Source organism: Nocardia nepalensis, from assembly GCF_048910785.1.
In the GTDB taxonomy this organism is placed as follows: Bacteria; Actinomycetota; Actinomycetes; order Mycobacteriales; family Mycobacteriaceae; genus Nocardia; species Nocardia nepalensis.
This window is the reverse complement of the sequence record NZ_JBKBET010000038.1, coordinates 336,307-352,295: the sequence shown is the minus strand read 5'-3', so window position 1 is coordinate 352,295 and position 15,989 is coordinate 336,307. Positions and strand designations below refer to the sequence as shown.

Annotated in this window: 16 protein-coding genes; 9 read left to right on the top strand and 7 right to left on the bottom strand. The window is 66.5% G+C overall.

Features of this window, described 5'->3' with window-relative positions:
* Positions 1–157 precede the first annotated feature (157 nt).
* The 5 genes from ACHQ4I_RS36185 (at position 158) to ACHQ4I_RS36165 (ending at position 5,910) form a co-directional block, all read left to right on the top strand.
* On the top strand, positions 158–1,174 hold the full coding sequence (locus ACHQ4I_RS36185) for a hypothetical protein (RefSeq protein ID WP_420776402.1): 1,017 nt from the start codon (positions 158–160) through the stop codon (positions 1,172–1,174).
* A complete protein-coding gene (locus ACHQ4I_RS36180) occupies positions 1,159–2,481 on the top strand; it encodes a hypothetical protein (RefSeq protein WP_420776401.1) in 1,323 nt (440 codons plus the stop codon). The genes ACHQ4I_RS36185 and ACHQ4I_RS36180 overlap by 16 nt, the downstream gene beginning before the upstream one ends.
* A gap of 444 nt (positions 2,482–2,925) precedes the next feature.
* Positions 2,926–3,411 (top strand): hypothetical protein, encoded by a 486-nt coding sequence (locus ACHQ4I_RS36175; protein ID WP_420776400.1) that lies wholly within the window; start codon positions 2,926–2,928, stop codon positions 3,409–3,411.
* Between the two features lie 8 nt (positions 3,412–3,419).
* The gene (locus ACHQ4I_RS36170) at positions 3,420–5,141 is read left to right on the top strand and encodes an asparagine synthetase B family protein (protein ID WP_420776399.1); all 1,722 of its coding nucleotides are present in this window, start codon (positions 3,420–3,422) and stop codon (positions 5,139–5,141) included.
* A gap of 37 nt (positions 5,142–5,178) precedes the next feature.
* Positions 5,179–5,910: a hypothetical protein gene (locus ACHQ4I_RS36165; protein WP_420776398.1), complete on the top strand. Its 732-nt coding sequence runs from the start codon at positions 5,179–5,181 to the stop codon at positions 5,908–5,910.
* A 54-nt stretch (positions 5,911–5,964) separates the two neighbouring features.
* Here the strand turns inward: ACHQ4I_RS36165 and ACHQ4I_RS36160 are convergent, their stop codons facing one another.
* Positions 5,965–6,543 (bottom strand): TetR/AcrR family transcriptional regulator, encoded by a 579-nt coding sequence (locus ACHQ4I_RS36160; protein ID WP_420776397.1) that lies wholly within the window; start codon positions 6,541–6,543, stop codon positions 5,965–5,967.
* A 114-nt stretch (positions 6,544–6,657) separates the two neighbouring features.
* On the opposite strand from ACHQ4I_RS36160, the gene ACHQ4I_RS36155 reads away from it, so the two are divergent.
* A complete protein-coding gene (locus ACHQ4I_RS36155; RefSeq protein ID WP_420776396.1) occupies positions 6,658–8,100 on the top strand; it encodes an MFS transporter in 1,443 nt (480 codons plus the stop codon).
* Positions 8,101–8,154: 54 nt separating this feature from the next.
* On the opposite strand, the gene hsaB is transcribed toward ACHQ4I_RS36155, so the two are convergent.
* The 4 genes from hsaB to hsaA form a co-directional block, all read right to left on the bottom strand.
* On the bottom strand, positions 8,155–8,730 hold the full coding sequence (gene hsaB, locus ACHQ4I_RS36150; RefSeq protein ID WP_420776395.1) for a 3-hydroxy-9,10-secoandrosta-1,3,5(10)-triene-9,17-dione monooxygenase reductase subunit: 576 nt from the start codon (positions 8,728–8,730) through the stop codon (positions 8,155–8,157).
* A 26-nt stretch (positions 8,731–8,756) separates the two neighbouring features.
* Complete coding sequence (gene hsaC, locus ACHQ4I_RS36145; RefSeq protein WP_420776394.1) at positions 8,757–9,662, bottom strand: iron-dependent extradiol dioxygenase HsaC; 906 nt, start codon at positions 9,660–9,662, stop codon at positions 8,757–8,759.
* The gene (gene hsaD, locus ACHQ4I_RS36140) at positions 9,662–10,540 is read right to left on the bottom strand and encodes a 4,5:9,10-diseco-3-hydroxy-5,9,17-trioxoandrosta-1(10),2-diene-4-oate hydrolase (RefSeq protein ID WP_420776393.1); all 879 of its coding nucleotides are present in this window, start codon (positions 10,538–10,540) and stop codon (positions 9,662–9,664) included. The genes hsaC and hsaD overlap by 1 nt, the downstream gene beginning before the upstream one ends.
* Positions 10,541–10,607: 67 nt before the next feature.
* Positions 10,608–11,771 carry a 3-hydroxy-9,10-secoandrosta-1,3,5(10)-triene-9,17-dione monooxygenase oxygenase subunit gene (hsaA, locus tag ACHQ4I_RS36135; protein ID WP_420776392.1) on the bottom strand — a complete coding sequence of 388 codons (1,164 nt, stop codon included), beginning with the start codon at positions 11,769–11,771 and terminating at the stop codon, positions 10,608–10,610.
* Positions 11,772–11,969: 198 nt separating this feature from the next.
* Here hsaA and ACHQ4I_RS36130 point away from each other — a divergent pair, with 198 nt between their 5' ends.
* On the top strand, positions 11,970–13,166 hold the full coding sequence (locus ACHQ4I_RS36130) for a 3-ketosteroid-9-alpha-monooxygenase, oxygenase component (protein ID WP_420776391.1): 1,197 nt from the start codon (positions 11,970–11,972) through the stop codon (positions 13,164–13,166).
* Positions 13,166–13,495 (top strand): hypothetical protein, encoded by a 330-nt coding sequence (locus ACHQ4I_RS36125; protein ID WP_420776390.1) that lies wholly within the window; start codon positions 13,166–13,168, stop codon positions 13,493–13,495. Before ACHQ4I_RS36130 ends, ACHQ4I_RS36125 begins: the two co-directional genes overlap by 1 nt.
* Position 13,496: 1 nt before the next feature.
* On the opposite strand, the gene ACHQ4I_RS36120 is transcribed toward ACHQ4I_RS36125, so the two are convergent.
* Positions 13,497–13,907 (bottom strand): cupin domain-containing protein, encoded by a 411-nt coding sequence (locus ACHQ4I_RS36120; protein WP_420776389.1) that lies wholly within the window; start codon positions 13,905–13,907, stop codon positions 13,497–13,499.
* Between the two features lie 144 nt (positions 13,908–14,051).
* Here ACHQ4I_RS36120 and ACHQ4I_RS36115 point away from each other — a divergent pair, with 144 nt between their 5' ends.
* On the top strand, positions 14,052–15,149 hold the full coding sequence (locus ACHQ4I_RS36115; RefSeq protein ID WP_420776388.1) for a CaiB/BaiF CoA transferase family protein: 1,098 nt from the start codon (positions 14,052–14,054) through the stop codon (positions 15,147–15,149).
* A gap of 130 nt (positions 15,150–15,279) precedes the next feature.
* On the opposite strand, the gene ACHQ4I_RS36110 is transcribed toward ACHQ4I_RS36115, so the two are convergent.
* Positions 15,280–15,981 carry an NUDIX hydrolase gene (locus tag ACHQ4I_RS36110; RefSeq protein ID WP_420776387.1) on the bottom strand — a complete coding sequence of 234 codons (702 nt, stop codon included), beginning with the start codon at positions 15,979–15,981 and terminating at the stop codon, positions 15,280–15,282.
* Between the last annotated feature and the right edge of the window lie 8 nt (positions 15,982–15,989).

The window sequence follows — 15,989 nt, the reverse complement described above, 5'->3', positions numbered from 1 at the left end:
CAAGGCCGCGACCGGCTGGGTTGCGGCCTTTTGCGCGGAGGTGTCGCACACCCTATGAGCACTTCGCAAAGGTTGTAGCTTATGCGCGGCGCGCACTGGGTATGTGCGACCCTCTGTTGGGCTCGCGAACTGTGGGGGAATCGGACACTATGAGTCCGTGATCTGTCCGCACTGCAATGCGAACTTGCTGCGCAAGGAGCGCGGCGGTCGGCGCTGTTCGACGTGTAAGCGGGAGTTCGCGCTCGAGCCGAAGGAAAGTCCGCTCGGGCTGCACGATATCCGGGTGCGCAAGCTGGCCGAGCGGCTCGGTGACGGTCGCGGGCTGCGGTACACCTCGATGCAGCTCTGGTATGCGGCCGGGCGCAAGAAGGTCCCGGATGAGCAGCGGGTGTTCAAGCGGGTGCGCATCGGAGTCTCGGTGGCCATCGTGGTGGTCGCCTTCTTCATGATGGTCAGCGGCGCGGTACCGGCGGGGGTGGTGATTCCGCTCGGCGCGCTGGTTCTGGCGCTGGCCCTTGTCGGTCTGCAATCGGCGCGGCCGTGGTTCCTACAGCGGGCCACCGTCCCGATGCCGGTGTCGTACAACATCTTCCGCGGGGATGTGCTCGGCCGGTGGACATCCATTTACGGTGGTCCGCCGCCCGGATCGGTCGACGAGGCTCTGGTGCGACCACCGGCCGTGGACCGGCCTCGATTCGCGCTGCTGTGCCCGGATCGCAGCGTGCTCGCCTGCCTTATCGCGAACAATGTGCCGCAGACCTGGGATATGGCGCTATCCGACCGCATCGATCGGCTACCGCCGGATGTGCCGGTGATCGTGCTGCACGATGCCAGCCTGGCCGGTGTGGCGCTCGCGGGGCAGGCCCGCGGCACGCTCGGGAGCCGAGCCGTGGTGGTCGGCCTGTCGCCGGGTGCGGTATTGGCCAACGCATCGGCGTTGCGGTTGCGCGAGACTCGGCCATCGGCGGCCGATGCCGCGTTCCTGCGCCGGGAATCGCTGTCCCACGCGGAGATCGAATGGCTCGCCGACGGGTGGTGGTCGCCGATCGCCGCGATTGCGCCCGCGAAGCTGCTTTCGGTGGTGGAACGGGCGGTCGAGCGGGTCGAGGATGCGGCCGATCCGGAGCGCCGCCGCGCCCGCGAGGTAGGTTTCCTCACGTGGCCGACCGGGTGAAACAGCATATGCTCGATCGGCTACTGCGCATCGCCGCCGAACGCGCCGGCGCGCCGAGCGGCCTGCGATTCACCGAGCGCCAGCTCTACTACGAGGTCTGCCGCATACTCACGCCGCTGCATCGGATCCCGCGGCGCTTCGCGTTCACGGTCCCCGCACCGTTGCCCTACGCGTCGTTCCGCGTCGCGCTCGAACGTCACGGCGAGCTGCCCGGCCTTCTGACGCCGGCCCCGCCTCGTGCCACGCGTGCAGGACTGCACACCCCCGAACCGGACCTATTCGACTACGGCCTGCCACGACTGCTCGTCTGCGAGTCCGACGCAATCGCACAGATGTTGCGTGCCAACGGATTACCGATGGAATCGGCCTGCCCGGTGCTGAGCGCCGCCGAACTACCACTCGATCCCGGCGTCGCGAGCATGCTCGCCCGCGTCGAAGGCACCATCTATCTCCTGCACGATGCGAGCGCCGAAGGACTCACCTTCCCCGCGCGCTTAGCCCACCTCACCGATATCCCGGACGGGGTGCGAGTCGTCCCACTGGGACTTCGCCCCCGACAAGCAGGCGCACTACACCTGACCCACCGCCGCAACCCGGCGACGACCACGTTTGCGGCGCAGGTGGATCCATGCGGGCACACCACGCTGGGCCGTCCAACGCTGAGCGCCGAGGCGGCGCAGGCAGACTCGTGGGAGCGAGAGCGCGAGGCGTCGGACCCAGGCCGGGCACCAGGTGTCGGGCCGGCACCGGTCGATTCGTGGGTACACGAAGGGTCGCTTCGCGATGAGGTGCCGAGCGGCACTGTGGCGCAGGCAGACTCGTGGGAGCGCCAGGAGTCCGACCGCGCCCCGGCGTCGGGTGTTCGGGCGGCAGAGCCAGATTCGTGGGAGCACGAAGGGCCGTCTCTCGCTCCGGCTACGAGTGGCCCTGCGGCGCAGGTGGATCCGTGGAGACACGCCACACTGGGCCGCCCGACGCTGAGCGCCGAGGTGGCGCAGGCAGACTCGTGGGAGCGCCAGGAGTCGGACCCACGCCCGGCACCGGGTGCCCGGGCGGCAGAGGTCGGTTCGCGGGAGCACGAAGGGGCGCGTCGCGCCCAGGTGCCGAGCGCCACTGTGGTGCAGTTGGATCCGTGGGAACGCGCGTGGCTGCATCGCGGCCGGTTCGTCGAGGTCGAAGCGGTGCGTCCGGCCTCGCTGCTGCGCACCGTCCACCGCCTCGTCCGTGAGGTCCGCCCACACCGAACCACCATGACCGAGCTACGCCGCGCACGGAACGCGGGCTTCCTGACCTGGCCCGCCGCATGAGGTTCCAGGACACCATGCGACAGCCGGGCGCGGTGGCGGCAGTGGTCGATCGCTGCGAGCGCGTGGCTGCGGTACGGCCGCTGGGGCGGAGTGGATGTCGTCCGTCCGGCGGCGATGCTGCGTCGTCCGGTTCGCGGGTTGTGCGTGGCGGGAACGCACTCGACCGAGCTACGCCGCGTACGGAACGCGGGTTTCCTGACCTGGCCCGCCGCATGAGGTTCCAGGACACCATCCGGCAGCCGGGCGCGGTGGCGGCAGTGGTCGATCGCTGCGAGCGCGTGGCTCCGGTACGGCCGCTGGGGCGGAGTGGATGTCGTCCGTCCGGCGGCGATGCTGCGTCGTCCGGTTCGCGGGGTGCGCGTGGCGGGAGCGCACTCGACCGAGCTACGCCGCGCCCGGACTGCGGGCCTTCTGAGCTGGCCCGCCGGATGAAAGGAAGACGCTGTGCCGGAGCATCGGCAGATTACTTATACCGATGAATTGCTCGCTGACGGGTCTGTGCACCGGCGTTACGCCGATGGGCGTCAGGAGTGGCGGACGCGGGGTGCGGAGGGCGTTGTGGCCTGGCGGGATGATCGGGGTAACTCCGGGACAGATGAGGCGCTCGGGCCGAAGGTCGTGAAACGCTTGTACCGCAATGGATCCGTCGTGTACGGCCGGGAGGCGGGGTTCGGGCGGACGCTCTGGGGTGACGGTGTGTTGACCGTGAATCGGTCCTCGTTCGGTGGGCGGCTCGGCGGCATTCTGGCCGCGGTGGCGGGCGGGGCGGTGCTCGGCGCGCTGGTCATGCCGCCGAGTTCGCTGACCGCCGCGGAAGAGGAGGAGTTGCGGCGGCAGGCGGTCGCGCAGTCGTCCGGTTCCGGTGACGGAGGTGGCGATTACGGCGGCTGGGACGATGACGCCGGGGATGACGGCGGCGATTTCGGCTGAGGGGAACAATGTCTCGTTGGTGTGCTTTCCTGACGCCGGATGATCCGGCCGGTCAGGTGCGGGCGGTCGGCGGCGATCCGGTGGCGGTGACCGGCCGTTATGCCTTGGGGCTGCTGGCCGGTCCGGGTGTCGCGGCGGGGCCGTTCACCGTCGGTAAGTTGACGGCGGTCGGTGAGGTCACGCTGTTCAACGCGGCCCGGCCGCGGGCCCGACTCGGTGCGGACGTGCGGCCGGACTGCACCGCCGGCGAACTGCTGCTGCACTGCTATGCCCGCTTCGGGCTCGACGGCATCGCCGCCGCCGACGGCATGTTCGCACTCGCCATTGCCGATGGCGACGACCTGGTATTGATCCGCGATCATGTCGGTACCCGCACGCTCTTCCATGCGCACACGGACAAGGGCTGGGCCGCGTCCACATCGCTGCGGGCACTGCACCGCTGGCCCGCACTGCGGACCGGTCTGCATCTGCCCGCGGTGCGCTCATTCCTCACCTTCGCCTACCTACCGGGACGCGAGACGCTGCTGCGCGGTATCCACCAGGCGCTGCCGGGGCGCAGTGTTCGCCTACATGGCGACGGTTCGACGACCGAGGAAACCTACTGGGAGCCCATCGAAGTCGAGGATGCGCGGTCGGCCGCCGAGCACGCGCTCGAACTCCGTGAACTGCTCGAGGACGCGGTCGCCCGGCGACTGCCCGCCGGCGACCCGGTCGGCGTGCTGCTGTCCGGCGGCATCGACAGCAGCCTGGTCACCGCCCTCGCCGCCAAACTGCACGATCAGCGCGTGCGGTCGTATTCCATCAGCTTCGGTGGGACCACGCCCAATGAACTCGCGTACTCCGGACTCGTTGCCACGCACTGCAATACCGAACATCGAGTGCTCACGGTCCCGGGTGAAACGGTCGCGTCGCGACTGGCGGAGACGGTGTCGCTGCTGGACTGTCCGGTCGGCGACCCGCTCACCGTGCCCAACCTGATGCTCGCCGAAGCCGTTGCCGCAGACGGCGTTCAGGTGGTACTCAACGGCGAGGGCGGCGATCCGGTCTTCGGCGGACCCAAGAACCTGCCGATGCTGATCTTCGAGTTGTCCCGCGACGATCCCGCTCCGGACGCCAGGGCGCTGGCCTATCTGGACAGCTACCGCAAGTGCTACGGCGACCTGCCGGTGCTGCTGAGCCCTGAGGTTTCGACCGCACTGGCAGAGGCACCACCATTGACCGATCTGGTCGCGCCCTATCTGCGCCAGGACCGGATGACCGGCCTGCTGAACCAGTTGCTGCACACCAACCTGCGCACCAAAGGCGCACATCACATTCTCACCAAGGTCGAACGACTCACCGCCGCAAGTGGTTTGGAGGGACGGGCGCCGTTGTTCGATCGCGCCGTCATCGACCACGCCTTCCGCGTGCCTGCGCGGTTCAAGCTGGCCGGTACCAGCGAGAAGTGGATTCTCAAACAGGCTGTGCGAGACCTGCTTCCGGCGACCATCGTGGACCGTCCGAAGAGCGGTATGCGAGTTCCGGTGCAGCAGTGGCTCTCCGGACCACTGCGCGAGCTCGGGCACGACCTGCTGCTCGGCTCGTCCGCCCGGGCGCGCGGCCTGTTCCGCGAGGACACTATCCGGGCATGGTTGCGCGGCGACGGTGCGCTGCTGCCGCGGCAGGGCGGCAAGTTGTGGCTGGTGCTGTCGTTAGAGCTGTGGTTGCGGTCCTTCGAGGTCGGGCCCTGATCCGCATTCGTACGTTGGAGTAGCACCGAGGAGCCGCATGTCCGATCCCCGAATCAAGTACCACGCGGACGATGAGAACGAGATCCACGACCTGGCCGAATTCAAGGACGCGGGACGAAATGTCGTCACGCCCGTCGCGCAATTCCCGGCCGAGGTCGCCACGGTAGTCGTTCAAGCGTTCGCCCAGATCGTCCGGAACGCGAAGGCAAGTCGTGCCGCGACCGCACCCGACGCCGACGGCATCATCCGATCCCAAACTTTCGAAGAGGGCGACGTCTACATGATCGAGACCCCCTTCGACGGCTTCTTCGCCGACCGCTACATCATGGATTTCTACAACGCCGAAGAGCGCGGCATCTGCTCGCGCATGCATCTGCACACCGGACTGCGCTTCGTCCGCATGATGACCGGCCCCGACACCCATATCCGGGTGAGCAGTCTCTCGCCATTCCGAGTAACCGACATCGAAGGCGTAACGCCCTTCGCGCCCAGGCAATTCGAGGACGCCCTACCCGACACCCCACCCGACCTGCACCGCACCAGATACAACCTGATCGTCCCGCCGTGCTCGTTCGTCGATATGCAGATCCCCCGCGGCGTGAGCCATCAGTTCAACGCCATCGGCCCGCACGCCGTCATCGATTCGGTCCACCCCGAAGAATCCATCGAAGTCTTCCGCGAACAAATGTCCGGCTTCAAGATGATGGCCCAAACCGTCTTCCTGGCAGAAGAACTGCCCGACGCCGCCTCCTGCACAACGCTGACCTAGCCCTACTTCCGGGGAAGGGGACCGACACCTCGGCTGTTGCTACCGGCGCAATGTTCAGTCCGTGCGGCTAGGCGTGCGCAGCCCGTCGAGCGTCACTTCGATCATGCGATCGGCGGCTTCGGGAACCGTTTCGCAGGCGACCCCGATGCCATGTCCGAATCGGAGCACATCGCGCGGCTCGATATCGCGACGGATCGCGCCCGCGTCCTGTGCCGCCTGCAGGAGTGCGCCCGCCGCGTCGGTGATCAATGTCCGGCACAGTTGGAAGGTCGGGGAGCCCTTGTCCATTCCGGCCTTCAGGGTGGTCGCGAGGGTGCGGTTGTCCATCACCCACTGCACCTGCTCGCGCAGCCATATTTCGAAAGCTTCTGCAGCGGAATGGTTTTCGAGCAGTTCGTGGGCGCGGGCGCTCAATTGTTCGATGCTGGAACGGTATACGGCTTCGATCAGCACCTCGCGACTCGGAAAGTGCCGGTACAGCGTGCCGATGCCGACGCCGGTGCGGCGTGCGATCTCTTCCAGTGGCGCCTCGGGCCCTTGTTCGGCGAACGCCTCCTGAGCGGATGCCACGATCCGCTCGTAGTTGCGCCGGGCGTCCGCGCGCATCGGCCGTCCCGTCGACGGTGCTGTCATATTCCCTCCACTGGAAAACGGAAGGACCCTCCAGATAGAGTTGCGTAACTGGAGGAACCCTCCATATGATAGCTCCATTGGAAGCGGAGGCTCCCTCCGTTTGAAACTCATGCGATGGAGCGTTCTTTGACCACCACCATCTCCGCGGACACCCGTGTGCCCGCCACCTCCCGAGCCGGTCGGCTCCGCTCCGGCATAGTGCTGGGCACCCTGCTGACCTGCCAATTGATGATCATTCTGGACATCACGGTGATGAATGTCGCCCTGCCGCGCATCCACACCGACCTGCACTTCAGCGCGACCAACCTGTCCTGGGTGATGAACGCCTACACCCTGGTCTTCGGCGGTCTGCTGCTGCTCGGCGGCCGCGCCGGTGACCTGTTCGGCCGCCGCAACCTGTTCATCGCCGGAACGGCGCTGTTCACACTGGCCTCGCTGGCAGGCGGGCTGGCTCCATCGGCGACCTGGCTGCTCATCGCCCGAGTCGTACAGGGCATCGGCGGCGCCATGGCCGGGCCGAGCACCCTCGCCTTGCTGACCACGACATTCAGCGAACCCAAGGCCAGGATGCGGGTGCTCGCGCTGTTCTCGGGCATGTCCAGTGCGGGTTTCGCGATCGGCCTCATCGTCGGCGGACTGCTGACCGAATGGCTGAGCTGGCGTTCCGCACTGTTCATCAATGTGCCCTTCGGCCTTGCCGTCGTGGTGCTCGCGCTGCGCTATCTGCCAGATGCCGAGCGTCAGCCCGCCCGCCTCGACCTGCCCGGCGCGGTCACCGCGACCGGCGGCGTCGCCGCACTGGTCTACGGCTTCATCAGCGCCGCATCACACGGCTGGGGCGATGCCGGGACCGATATCTGGTTGGCGGTCGGCGCCGTATTGATCGCCGCCTTCCTGACCATCGAGGCGCGAACGGCTCAGCCACTGCTGCCATTGCGGCTGTTCGTCGATCGCAATCGGGCCGCAGCCTACGCCAATATGTTCCTCGGCCCGATGGCCGGCATGTCGATGTTCTTCTTCCTGACCCAGTACCTGCAGGAAGTGCGCGGATTGACCGCGCTGGCAACGGGTTTCGCCTTCATGCCGACCGCATTGCTGATGTTCACCATGATCCGGCTGATCCCGCGGCTGCTGCCGCGCTTCGGTCCGAAACCGGTGACGGTGATCGGCACGGTGTCGATGGCGGCGGGTTTGGTGCTGTTGACCCGGCTGACGGTCGACAGTGGCTACTTCCCGCTGCTGTTCATCGCCATGATCCTGATGGGATGCGGTATCGGCCTCGCCTTTTCGCCACTCAACGTGATCATCATGTCGAGCGTTGCGCCGACCGAGGCCGGAGCCGCGGGTGGCGCACTGCAAACCCTCCAGCAGACCGGCGCCTCCCTCGGGCTCGCCATCCTGGTGACCGTCTTCGGCACCGCCTCCCGCAATGCCGGAGGCTCACCCGAACACGCCCTGGTCAGCGGCATCACCACCGCCTTCGCCGCAGCGGTCGGCATCGCCGTCCTGACCTTCGTGGTGGCCCTCACCTTCCGCAGCACCCGCTCCGCGGACTGATCATCCAAATGTGGCCCCGTCCGGTCTATTCCGGGCGGGGCCACATTTTGCAGATCAGAGCCAGGTGTCCAGCGTTGTTGTGGTGAGGAAGTGCTCGAGGTCGTGACGCCACGGCGCGGGCACGGTCTTATCCGGTTCGATGGCGGTGTATTGGCCGCGGTAGAACAACAGCGGCCTGCCGGAGCTGGTCGACTCCGACAGGGCCAGGACTCGGCCGATCACAATGTAGTGATCGCCGCCGTCGACGACGCTGTCCACCTTGCACTGGATGGTGGCCAGGGCGTCGTCCAGGAGCGGGAGCTCCAGTTCCGAGGTGTGCCAGTTGGTTTCGGCGAATTTATCGGGTTCGCGGGAACCGAAGCGGGCGCACAGTTGCTGCTGTTCTTCGGCCAGCACGTTCACGCAGAAGCTTCCGGACTGTTCGATGGCCGCCCAGGACCGGGAGGTCTTGGTGGGGCAGAACAGGACCAGGGGCGGGTCGAGGGACAGGGCGGCGAACGATTGGCAGGCGAAGCCGATCGGGGCGCTGTCGGCGCCGAAGGTGGTGATCACCGTGATGCCGGTGCAGAACTGCCCGAGGACATTTCGGAACTGCCGTCCGTCGATGACGGGGTATTCGTCGGTCGTCATTGTCTTCCCGCTCGCCCTGTCGTTCATTACTGCTGCCGCTGTCCGACCGTGAAGTCGTGACCCCACAGACTGACCGCGGTGGATTCCCGCGCGATCCAGTCCGCGTCGTCGACTTCCAAACCTTCACAACCGAATTCGACGTCGAAGCCGCCGGGTGTCTTCATATAGAACGACAGCATCTTGTCGTTGACGTGCCTGCCGAGCGTCGCCGACATCTTCACCTTCTTGCGCAGCGCGCGATCCAGGCAGAGCCCGACATCGTCGGAACCCTCCACCTCGAGCATCAGATGCACGATGCCGCTCGGGGTCGGCATGGGCAGGAAGGCCAGCGAGTGGTGGCGCGGGTTGCAGCCGAAGAAGCGCAGCCAGGCCGGTTCACCGTCGGCGGGCCGCCCGACCATCTGCGGTGGCAGCCGCATCGAATCGCGGAGCCGGAAGCCGAGCACATCGCGGTAGAAGGTCAGCGCGGCGGCGTCGTCCTTGGTGCTGAGCACCACATGGCCGAGTCCCTGTTCGCCCGTGACGAACCGGTGCCCATAGGGGCTGACCACACGCCGATGTTCCAGTGCCGCACCGTGGAACGCCTCCAGGGTGTTGCCCGAGGGATCCTCGAACGAGATCAGGTCGTAGACCCGTCGATCGGCCTTCTCCTGTGCGGTGCCCTCCTTGAACGGCACCCCGGCCGCATCCAGGCGGTCCCGAATGTCCTGCAGCTCAGCGGCATTGGCGGTTTCCCAGCCGGAGACCTGCAGCCGGTCCTTTTCGCCGGGCACGATGACGAGCCGAGCCGGGAAGTCGTCCATGCGCAGGTACAGCGCCTCGGGATCGCCGCCCTTACCCTCGACCATGCCGAGCACCTTGAGGCCGTATTCACGCCAGGCCGCCATATCGGTGGCCTCGATGCGCAGATACGCCAGTGATCGAATGCCCATCACTTCTCCTTCACACCGGCAAGGAAATCCGTTGCCAGCCGGTTGAATTCGTCGAACTTTTCCAGCTGGGCCCAGTGCCCGCAACCACCGAATACGTGCAACTGCACCCGTGGAATCATCTTCGTCGCGACCAGTGCGCCATCGAGCGGATTCACCCGATCCTCCCGGCCCCAGATGAGCAGCACCGGCTGACGCAGCTTGTAGGCGTCCCGCCAGATCATGCCCTGCTCGAAATCGGACCCGGCGAACGACTTTCCCATCGCCCTGGTCGCGGCCAGCGCCTCCGGCGTGCTCGCCGAGGCGAAACGCTCATCGATCAGCTCGTCGGTGATCAGCGACTGATCGAAGACCATGATCCGCAGGAATGCCTCGAGGTTGGCCCTGGTCGGCTCGTAATTGAACTTCGCGAGGTTCTTCACACCCTCGGTCGGGTCCGGCGCGAACAGGTTGACGCTCAACCCGCCCGGACCCATCAGCACCAGCTTGCCCGCCCGATCCGGGTAGTCCAGCGCGAACCGCACCGCCGCACCACCGCCGAGCGAATTGCCCAGCAGGTGTGCCCGTCCGGTGATCTCCAGCGAATCGAGCAGATCCTTCAGCGCCGAGGCACTGTGTACGAAGTACTGCGGATGGTCGATCGGCTTATCCGAGCGCCCGAATCCCGGCTGGTCCACCGCGAGCACGTGGAAGTTGCGCGCCAGCACCGGAATATTGCGAGCGAAGTTCGACCAGGAGGAGGCGCCGGGCCCGCCGCCGTGCAGCAGCACGATGGTCGGGCCGTTGCCGACCCCGGCCTCGTGGTAGTGCAGGCGCAGATCGGGCCGCACCTGCGCGTACCGCGAGGTCGATTCGTAGGTGAGTTCGGTTGTCGCGGTCACAGCCAGACCTCGCTAGCGCTCGGTTCCGCTGCGGTTGGTGCTGTGTCCATGGTGCCCTCGATCACGCCTAAACCATGCCGTCGGTGACCGGAAGCCCGAATTCGTGCGTGCCGTACATGACGTAGGCGCGCTCGGGATCGTTGGCCGCGTGCACCCGGCCGGCATGCGCGTCACGCCAGAAGCGCTGCAGCGGAGTGCCGTTCACGAGTGCGGTGGCGCCGGAGGCCTCGAAGAGTTTGTCGATCGAGGCGATCGCCCGGCCGGTCGCGCGCACCTGGTCGCGGCGCGCCCGCACCCGCAGGTCGAACGGAATATCCTTGCCCGCCACCAGCAGTGCGTATTCGTCGGCGACATTGCCGGACAACTGACGCCAGGCCGCATCGATATCGCTGGAGGCCTCGGCGACCCGCACCTTGGTGAACGGATCTTCCTTGGCCTTCTCGCCCGCGTACGCCGCGCGCACCCGCTTGCCCTGGTGTTCGACATGAGCGGCATAGGCGCCGTAGGCCATACCGACGATCGGTGTGGAGATGGTCGTGGGATGGATTGTGCCCCAGGGCATCTTGTACACCGGATCGGTGTTCTGTTCCAGGCCAGGTGATTTCAGCTCGCTCATCGCGCGGAAGCTCAGGAACCGGTGCGATGGCACGAAAACATCTTCGACCACAACGGTATTGGAGCCGGTGCCGCGCAGGCCCACCACATTCCACACGTCATCGATGCGGTAGTCGGTGCGCGGGATCAGGAAGCTGCCGAAGTCGACCGGCTTGCCATCCTTGATCACCGGACCGCCGAGCACCGCCCAGGTGGCGTGATCGGAGCCCGAGGACCAGGCCCACGCACCCTTCACGAGGTAGCCGCCGTCGACGACGGTGCCCGCGCCCATCGGAGCGTACGACGAGGAGATGCGCACCTCGTCGTCCTCGCCCCACACATCTTCCTGCGCCTGCTGCGAGAACAGCGCGAGGTGCCAGTTGTGCACGCCGACGATGCCGGCCACCCAGCCGGTGGAGCCGCACGCGCTGGCGAGCTTGCGAACCGTGTCGTAGAAGACGACGGGGTCGGCCGCATGCCCGCCCCACTGCTTGGGCTGCAGCAGTCGGAAGAACCCGGTCTCCTGCAGTGCCTTCATCGATTCGTCGGGGATTCGCCGCAGGTCCTCGGCCTCCTGCGCGCGCTCGCGCAGCGTCGGCAACAGTGCTTCCACCCGTTCGGTCACTTCTTGCGTCATCGCGGGACCTGCTCCTGCCTGGTCGGATTGGTAACCGGTACTCATTTGCCTCTGAGACTAGAACAGGTTCTTATTTCTGTCGAGAACGGGTGACCATAAGAGCCATTCGCCACCGATTCGCAGGTGGTCGCCTGAATCGCTGGCGTGGAACGCGACATTTTTGTAACGTGTTCTAGTACAGAAGGAGGAGGAATCGCGATGGCAGTTACCCCACAGGGGAGCGGTGCGAAGGTCCGCGAGCTCGATGTGGGCTCGGCACCCACCCGTTATGCGCGGGGATGGCATTGCCTCGGGTTGGCGAAGTCGTTCCGCGACGGCAAGCCGCACGCGGTCGAGGTGTTCGGCACCAAGCTCGTCGTCTGGGTCGACAGCAATGACGAGCTCCGGGTGCTCGACGCCTACTGCAGGCATATGGGCGGCGACCTGAGCATGGGCGAGGTCAAGGACGGCGATATCGCCTGCCCGTTCCATGACTGGCGCTGGTCGGGTACCAGCGGCAAGTGCACCTCGATTCCCTATGCGCGGCGCGTGCCGCCGCTGGCGCGGACCCGCAAGTGGACCACGCTCGAGCGCAACGGACAGCTGTTCGTCTGGCACGACGTCGAGGGCAGCCAGCCGCCCCCGGAGGTGACCATTCCGCACATAGTCGGCCCGTACACCGACGCGGATGGCAACCCGAGCGAACAACTCGACAGCGGGTGGACCGACTGGACCTGGAACTCCATGTTGATCGAGGGCGCGAACTGCCGCGAGATCATCGACAACGTGGTGGATATGGCCCACTTCTTCTACATCCACTTCGCGTTCCCGACGTACTTCAAGAACGTCTTCGAGGGGCATATCGCCACCCAGTTCCTGGAGACCAAGGGCCGCCCCGATATCGGCATGGCCTCCAAGTACGGCGGCGACACGCTGCTGAAGTCGGAGGCGTCGTACTTCGGGCCGTCGTACATGATCAATCCGCTGGTCAATATCTACAGCGGGTACGAGGTCAAGAGCGTCCTGATCAACTGCCACTACCCGGTGACCCAGGATTCCTTCGTCCTGCAGTGGGGCGTCTCGCTGGAGAAGCCGAAGGGCGTCGACGGTGAGATGGCCGACAAGCTGGCCGCGAAGATGACCGATGGCATCAGCGTGGGCTTCCTGCAGGATGTCGAGATCTGGAAGCACAAGTCCAAGGTCGAGAATCCGCTGCTCTGCGAGGAGGACGGGCCGGTCTACCAGCTGCGTCGCTGGTACGACCAGTTCTATGTCGACCTGGCCGACGTGACCGAGAAGATGACCCAGCGCTTCGAGTTCGAGGTGGATACCACCAAGGCGAATGAGGCGTGGGAGGCCGAGGTCGCCGAAAACCTGCGGCGCAAGCGGGAAACGGAAGCGGAAGCAGGAGTCTGATGGCGCCAACCTGGGCGAAAGCACCCGACTTCGCCGACCAACCGGCGCGGCGGGCCGCGGTGCAGGCCCAGACCGTGGTCGACAAGCAGCGCTATCTGGAGGAGGGACTGACACCGCTGCGGTGTCAGTCGTGCCAGAGCGAGGTGCTGGTGCGCAAGAGTTCTTCGCACCAGACCTCGGTGCAGTGGACGGAGAATCCGGCCGCGCGCTGCCCGGTCTTCGCCAAGCTCAGCGCGCAAGGGCACGGCCCGGGACGGCCGGAATCGTGTCCGCAGCTGGAGAAGACGATCAAATGGGCCGTCGACGAGGGTGTGCTGGAAATCGACTGAATCAGTCGAGGGTGAAGTCTGCGAAGTCGAAGCCGGGCGAAACGATGCAGCTCACCAGCACATACTCAGCGCCCGCCGGACGCGCCGCCTGGCTGACCCCACCCGGCACCACGGCCTGCAACACCTGCCCGTGCTCGACATCGGGCCCGAGGACCACCTCCGTACCCCCGATGTCGAGCACCAGCGGCCCACCCCGATGCCACAGCCACATCTCATCCGAGCGCACCGTATGCGGCGCCGATCGCTCACCTGGCATCAACAAAAAGTAGATCCCGGTCGCACTGCCCCGCGGCCCCGAATATCCCTCCGGCGTGAATTCCACCGCACTACGCCAGGTTTGCCGATACCACCCACCCTCCGGATGCGGTTCCAGATCGAGTGCGACGGCAAGCGGCGGTCGATTGTCGGTCATGCCCCGACTATGCCCGATCGGCATGCGTGACGGCTCGATCACAGATCGACGGCGTTATTGTCATACTGTCAATACACCCTCGGGCCGCTCCCGGGGAGCACCGCCTCGCCGGTGCGCTGGATCAACGACGAACCGAGGTAGGGCGTGAGCACACCATCCACCGCCAAGCAGGGCCCGCTCGCGGGCATCAAGGTCATCGAGTTGGCCGGAATCGGTCCGGGTCCGCATGCGGCGCTGCTGCTCGCCGACCTAGGCGCCGACGTGGTGCGGGTGCAGCGGCCGAATATGCTGCCCGGTTTCATGGAGCGGCCGCAGTGGCGCGGGCGCACCATCGTCGAGGCCAATCTGAAGGATCCGGCGGATATCGAGAAGGTGCTCGAACTCGCCGAGAAGGCCGACGTGCTGATCGAGGGCTTCCGGCCCGGCGTAACCGAGCGCATGGGCCTCGGTCCGGATGCCGTGCTGGCGCGCAACCCGCGCCTGGTCTACGGCCGGATGACCGGCTGGGGGCAGGACGGACCGCTGGCCGATCGCGCCGGACACGACATCAACTACATCTCGCTGACCGGCGTGCTGAATGCGATCGGCCGCAAGGGTGAGCGGCCGGTGCCGCCGCTGAATATGGTCGGCGACTTCGGCGGCGGCTCGATGTTCCTCGTCTTCGGCATCCTCGCCGCACTGGTCGAGCGGCAGAGCTCCGGCAAGGGACAGGTCATCGATGCGGCGATGATCGATGGGGCGCTTGCCCTTTCGCACATGATCTGGGGCATGCGCGGCATGGGCCTGTGGTCCGACGAGCGCGGCACCAACCTGCTCGATACCGGCATGGCGTTCTACGACACCTACGAAACCGCCGACGGCAAGTACATGGCGGTCGGCGCGATCGAACCGCAGTTCTACGCGGAACTGTTGCAGGGCTTGGAGATCGACCCCGAGGGTCTGCCGATGCAGCTCGACCCGAACGGTCAGGATCAGCTGAAGAAGCTGTTCTCGGAGAAGTTCAAGACCAAGACCCGCGACGAGTGGGCCGCGATCTTCGAGGGCACCGACGCGTGCACCACGCCCGTGCTGACCTTCACCGAGGCCGAACAGAACCCGCACATTGTCGCCCGCACCGGTTTGATCGAGATCGACGGCGTCGTCCAGCACGCCCCGGCCCCGCGCTTCTCCCGGACCCCGACCGGCACCCCCACCCCGCCCCCCAACGACCCGACGCCCATCGAATCCGTTTGGGCGGATTGACAACTCGCCGTCGACCCTGGCGCCGCACAGCTTCTGCCGGATCAGCCCTTCCGGGAGTTCCCGCCGAGCGCAGTCGAATGGCGGTCGCCCACACCGCATCCGACCGCCGTATAACTACGCTCGGCGGCTACTAGTGACGCGTCCAGTCGGGCTGGGCGAAGTGGGCGGTTCGCGCGGTGTGGGGGTCTCGGCCGAGTAGTACGACCTCGCGGAATTGCCAGAGCAGCGCACCGGTCGGGGCGTGGATGGTCATGTTGTCGGCGAGGCGCATTTGCAGTAGACCGGCGCCTTCGAGGGGGACCGCGGTTGCGTCCGGCCGTAGAGCGTGTTGTCGCACAGCATCATTCGGGTGCACCCAATGCGGGACATCGTCGGCGGCCAGGCGGGCTAGGTCCACGAGATGGACCGAGTGGACCTCCGCCGGGCTGGGCCGCAATTCGGTCGCATCGGCGAGGGCCGCGACGATCGGGGTGATCACGAAGCCGGATGCGGCGGGGAAATCGTCGAGCCTGCCGAGGATATCGGCCGGGGTCGCGGTCAGGCCGAGTTCTTCGTGCAACTCGCGAATCGCGGCCTGCGCGACGGCTTCCCCGTCGTCGACCCGCCCACCCGGCAGTCCCCACTGCCCGGCATTGCGCCCGCGATACGCGCGTTTGATGACGATCACCGACGGCGGACCGTCCTGCGCCACCACACACAGCAGCACCGCCGCGCGCCGAATATCCGGTGCGTCGGGCACCTCGGTGTGCGGAAATCCGTCCAACCGCCCGCGCGCCAATTCCCGGAAGTCGTTGACGCTCTCGGGGACCCGCGGTCTCGAAATGGGATCCATACCGTCGA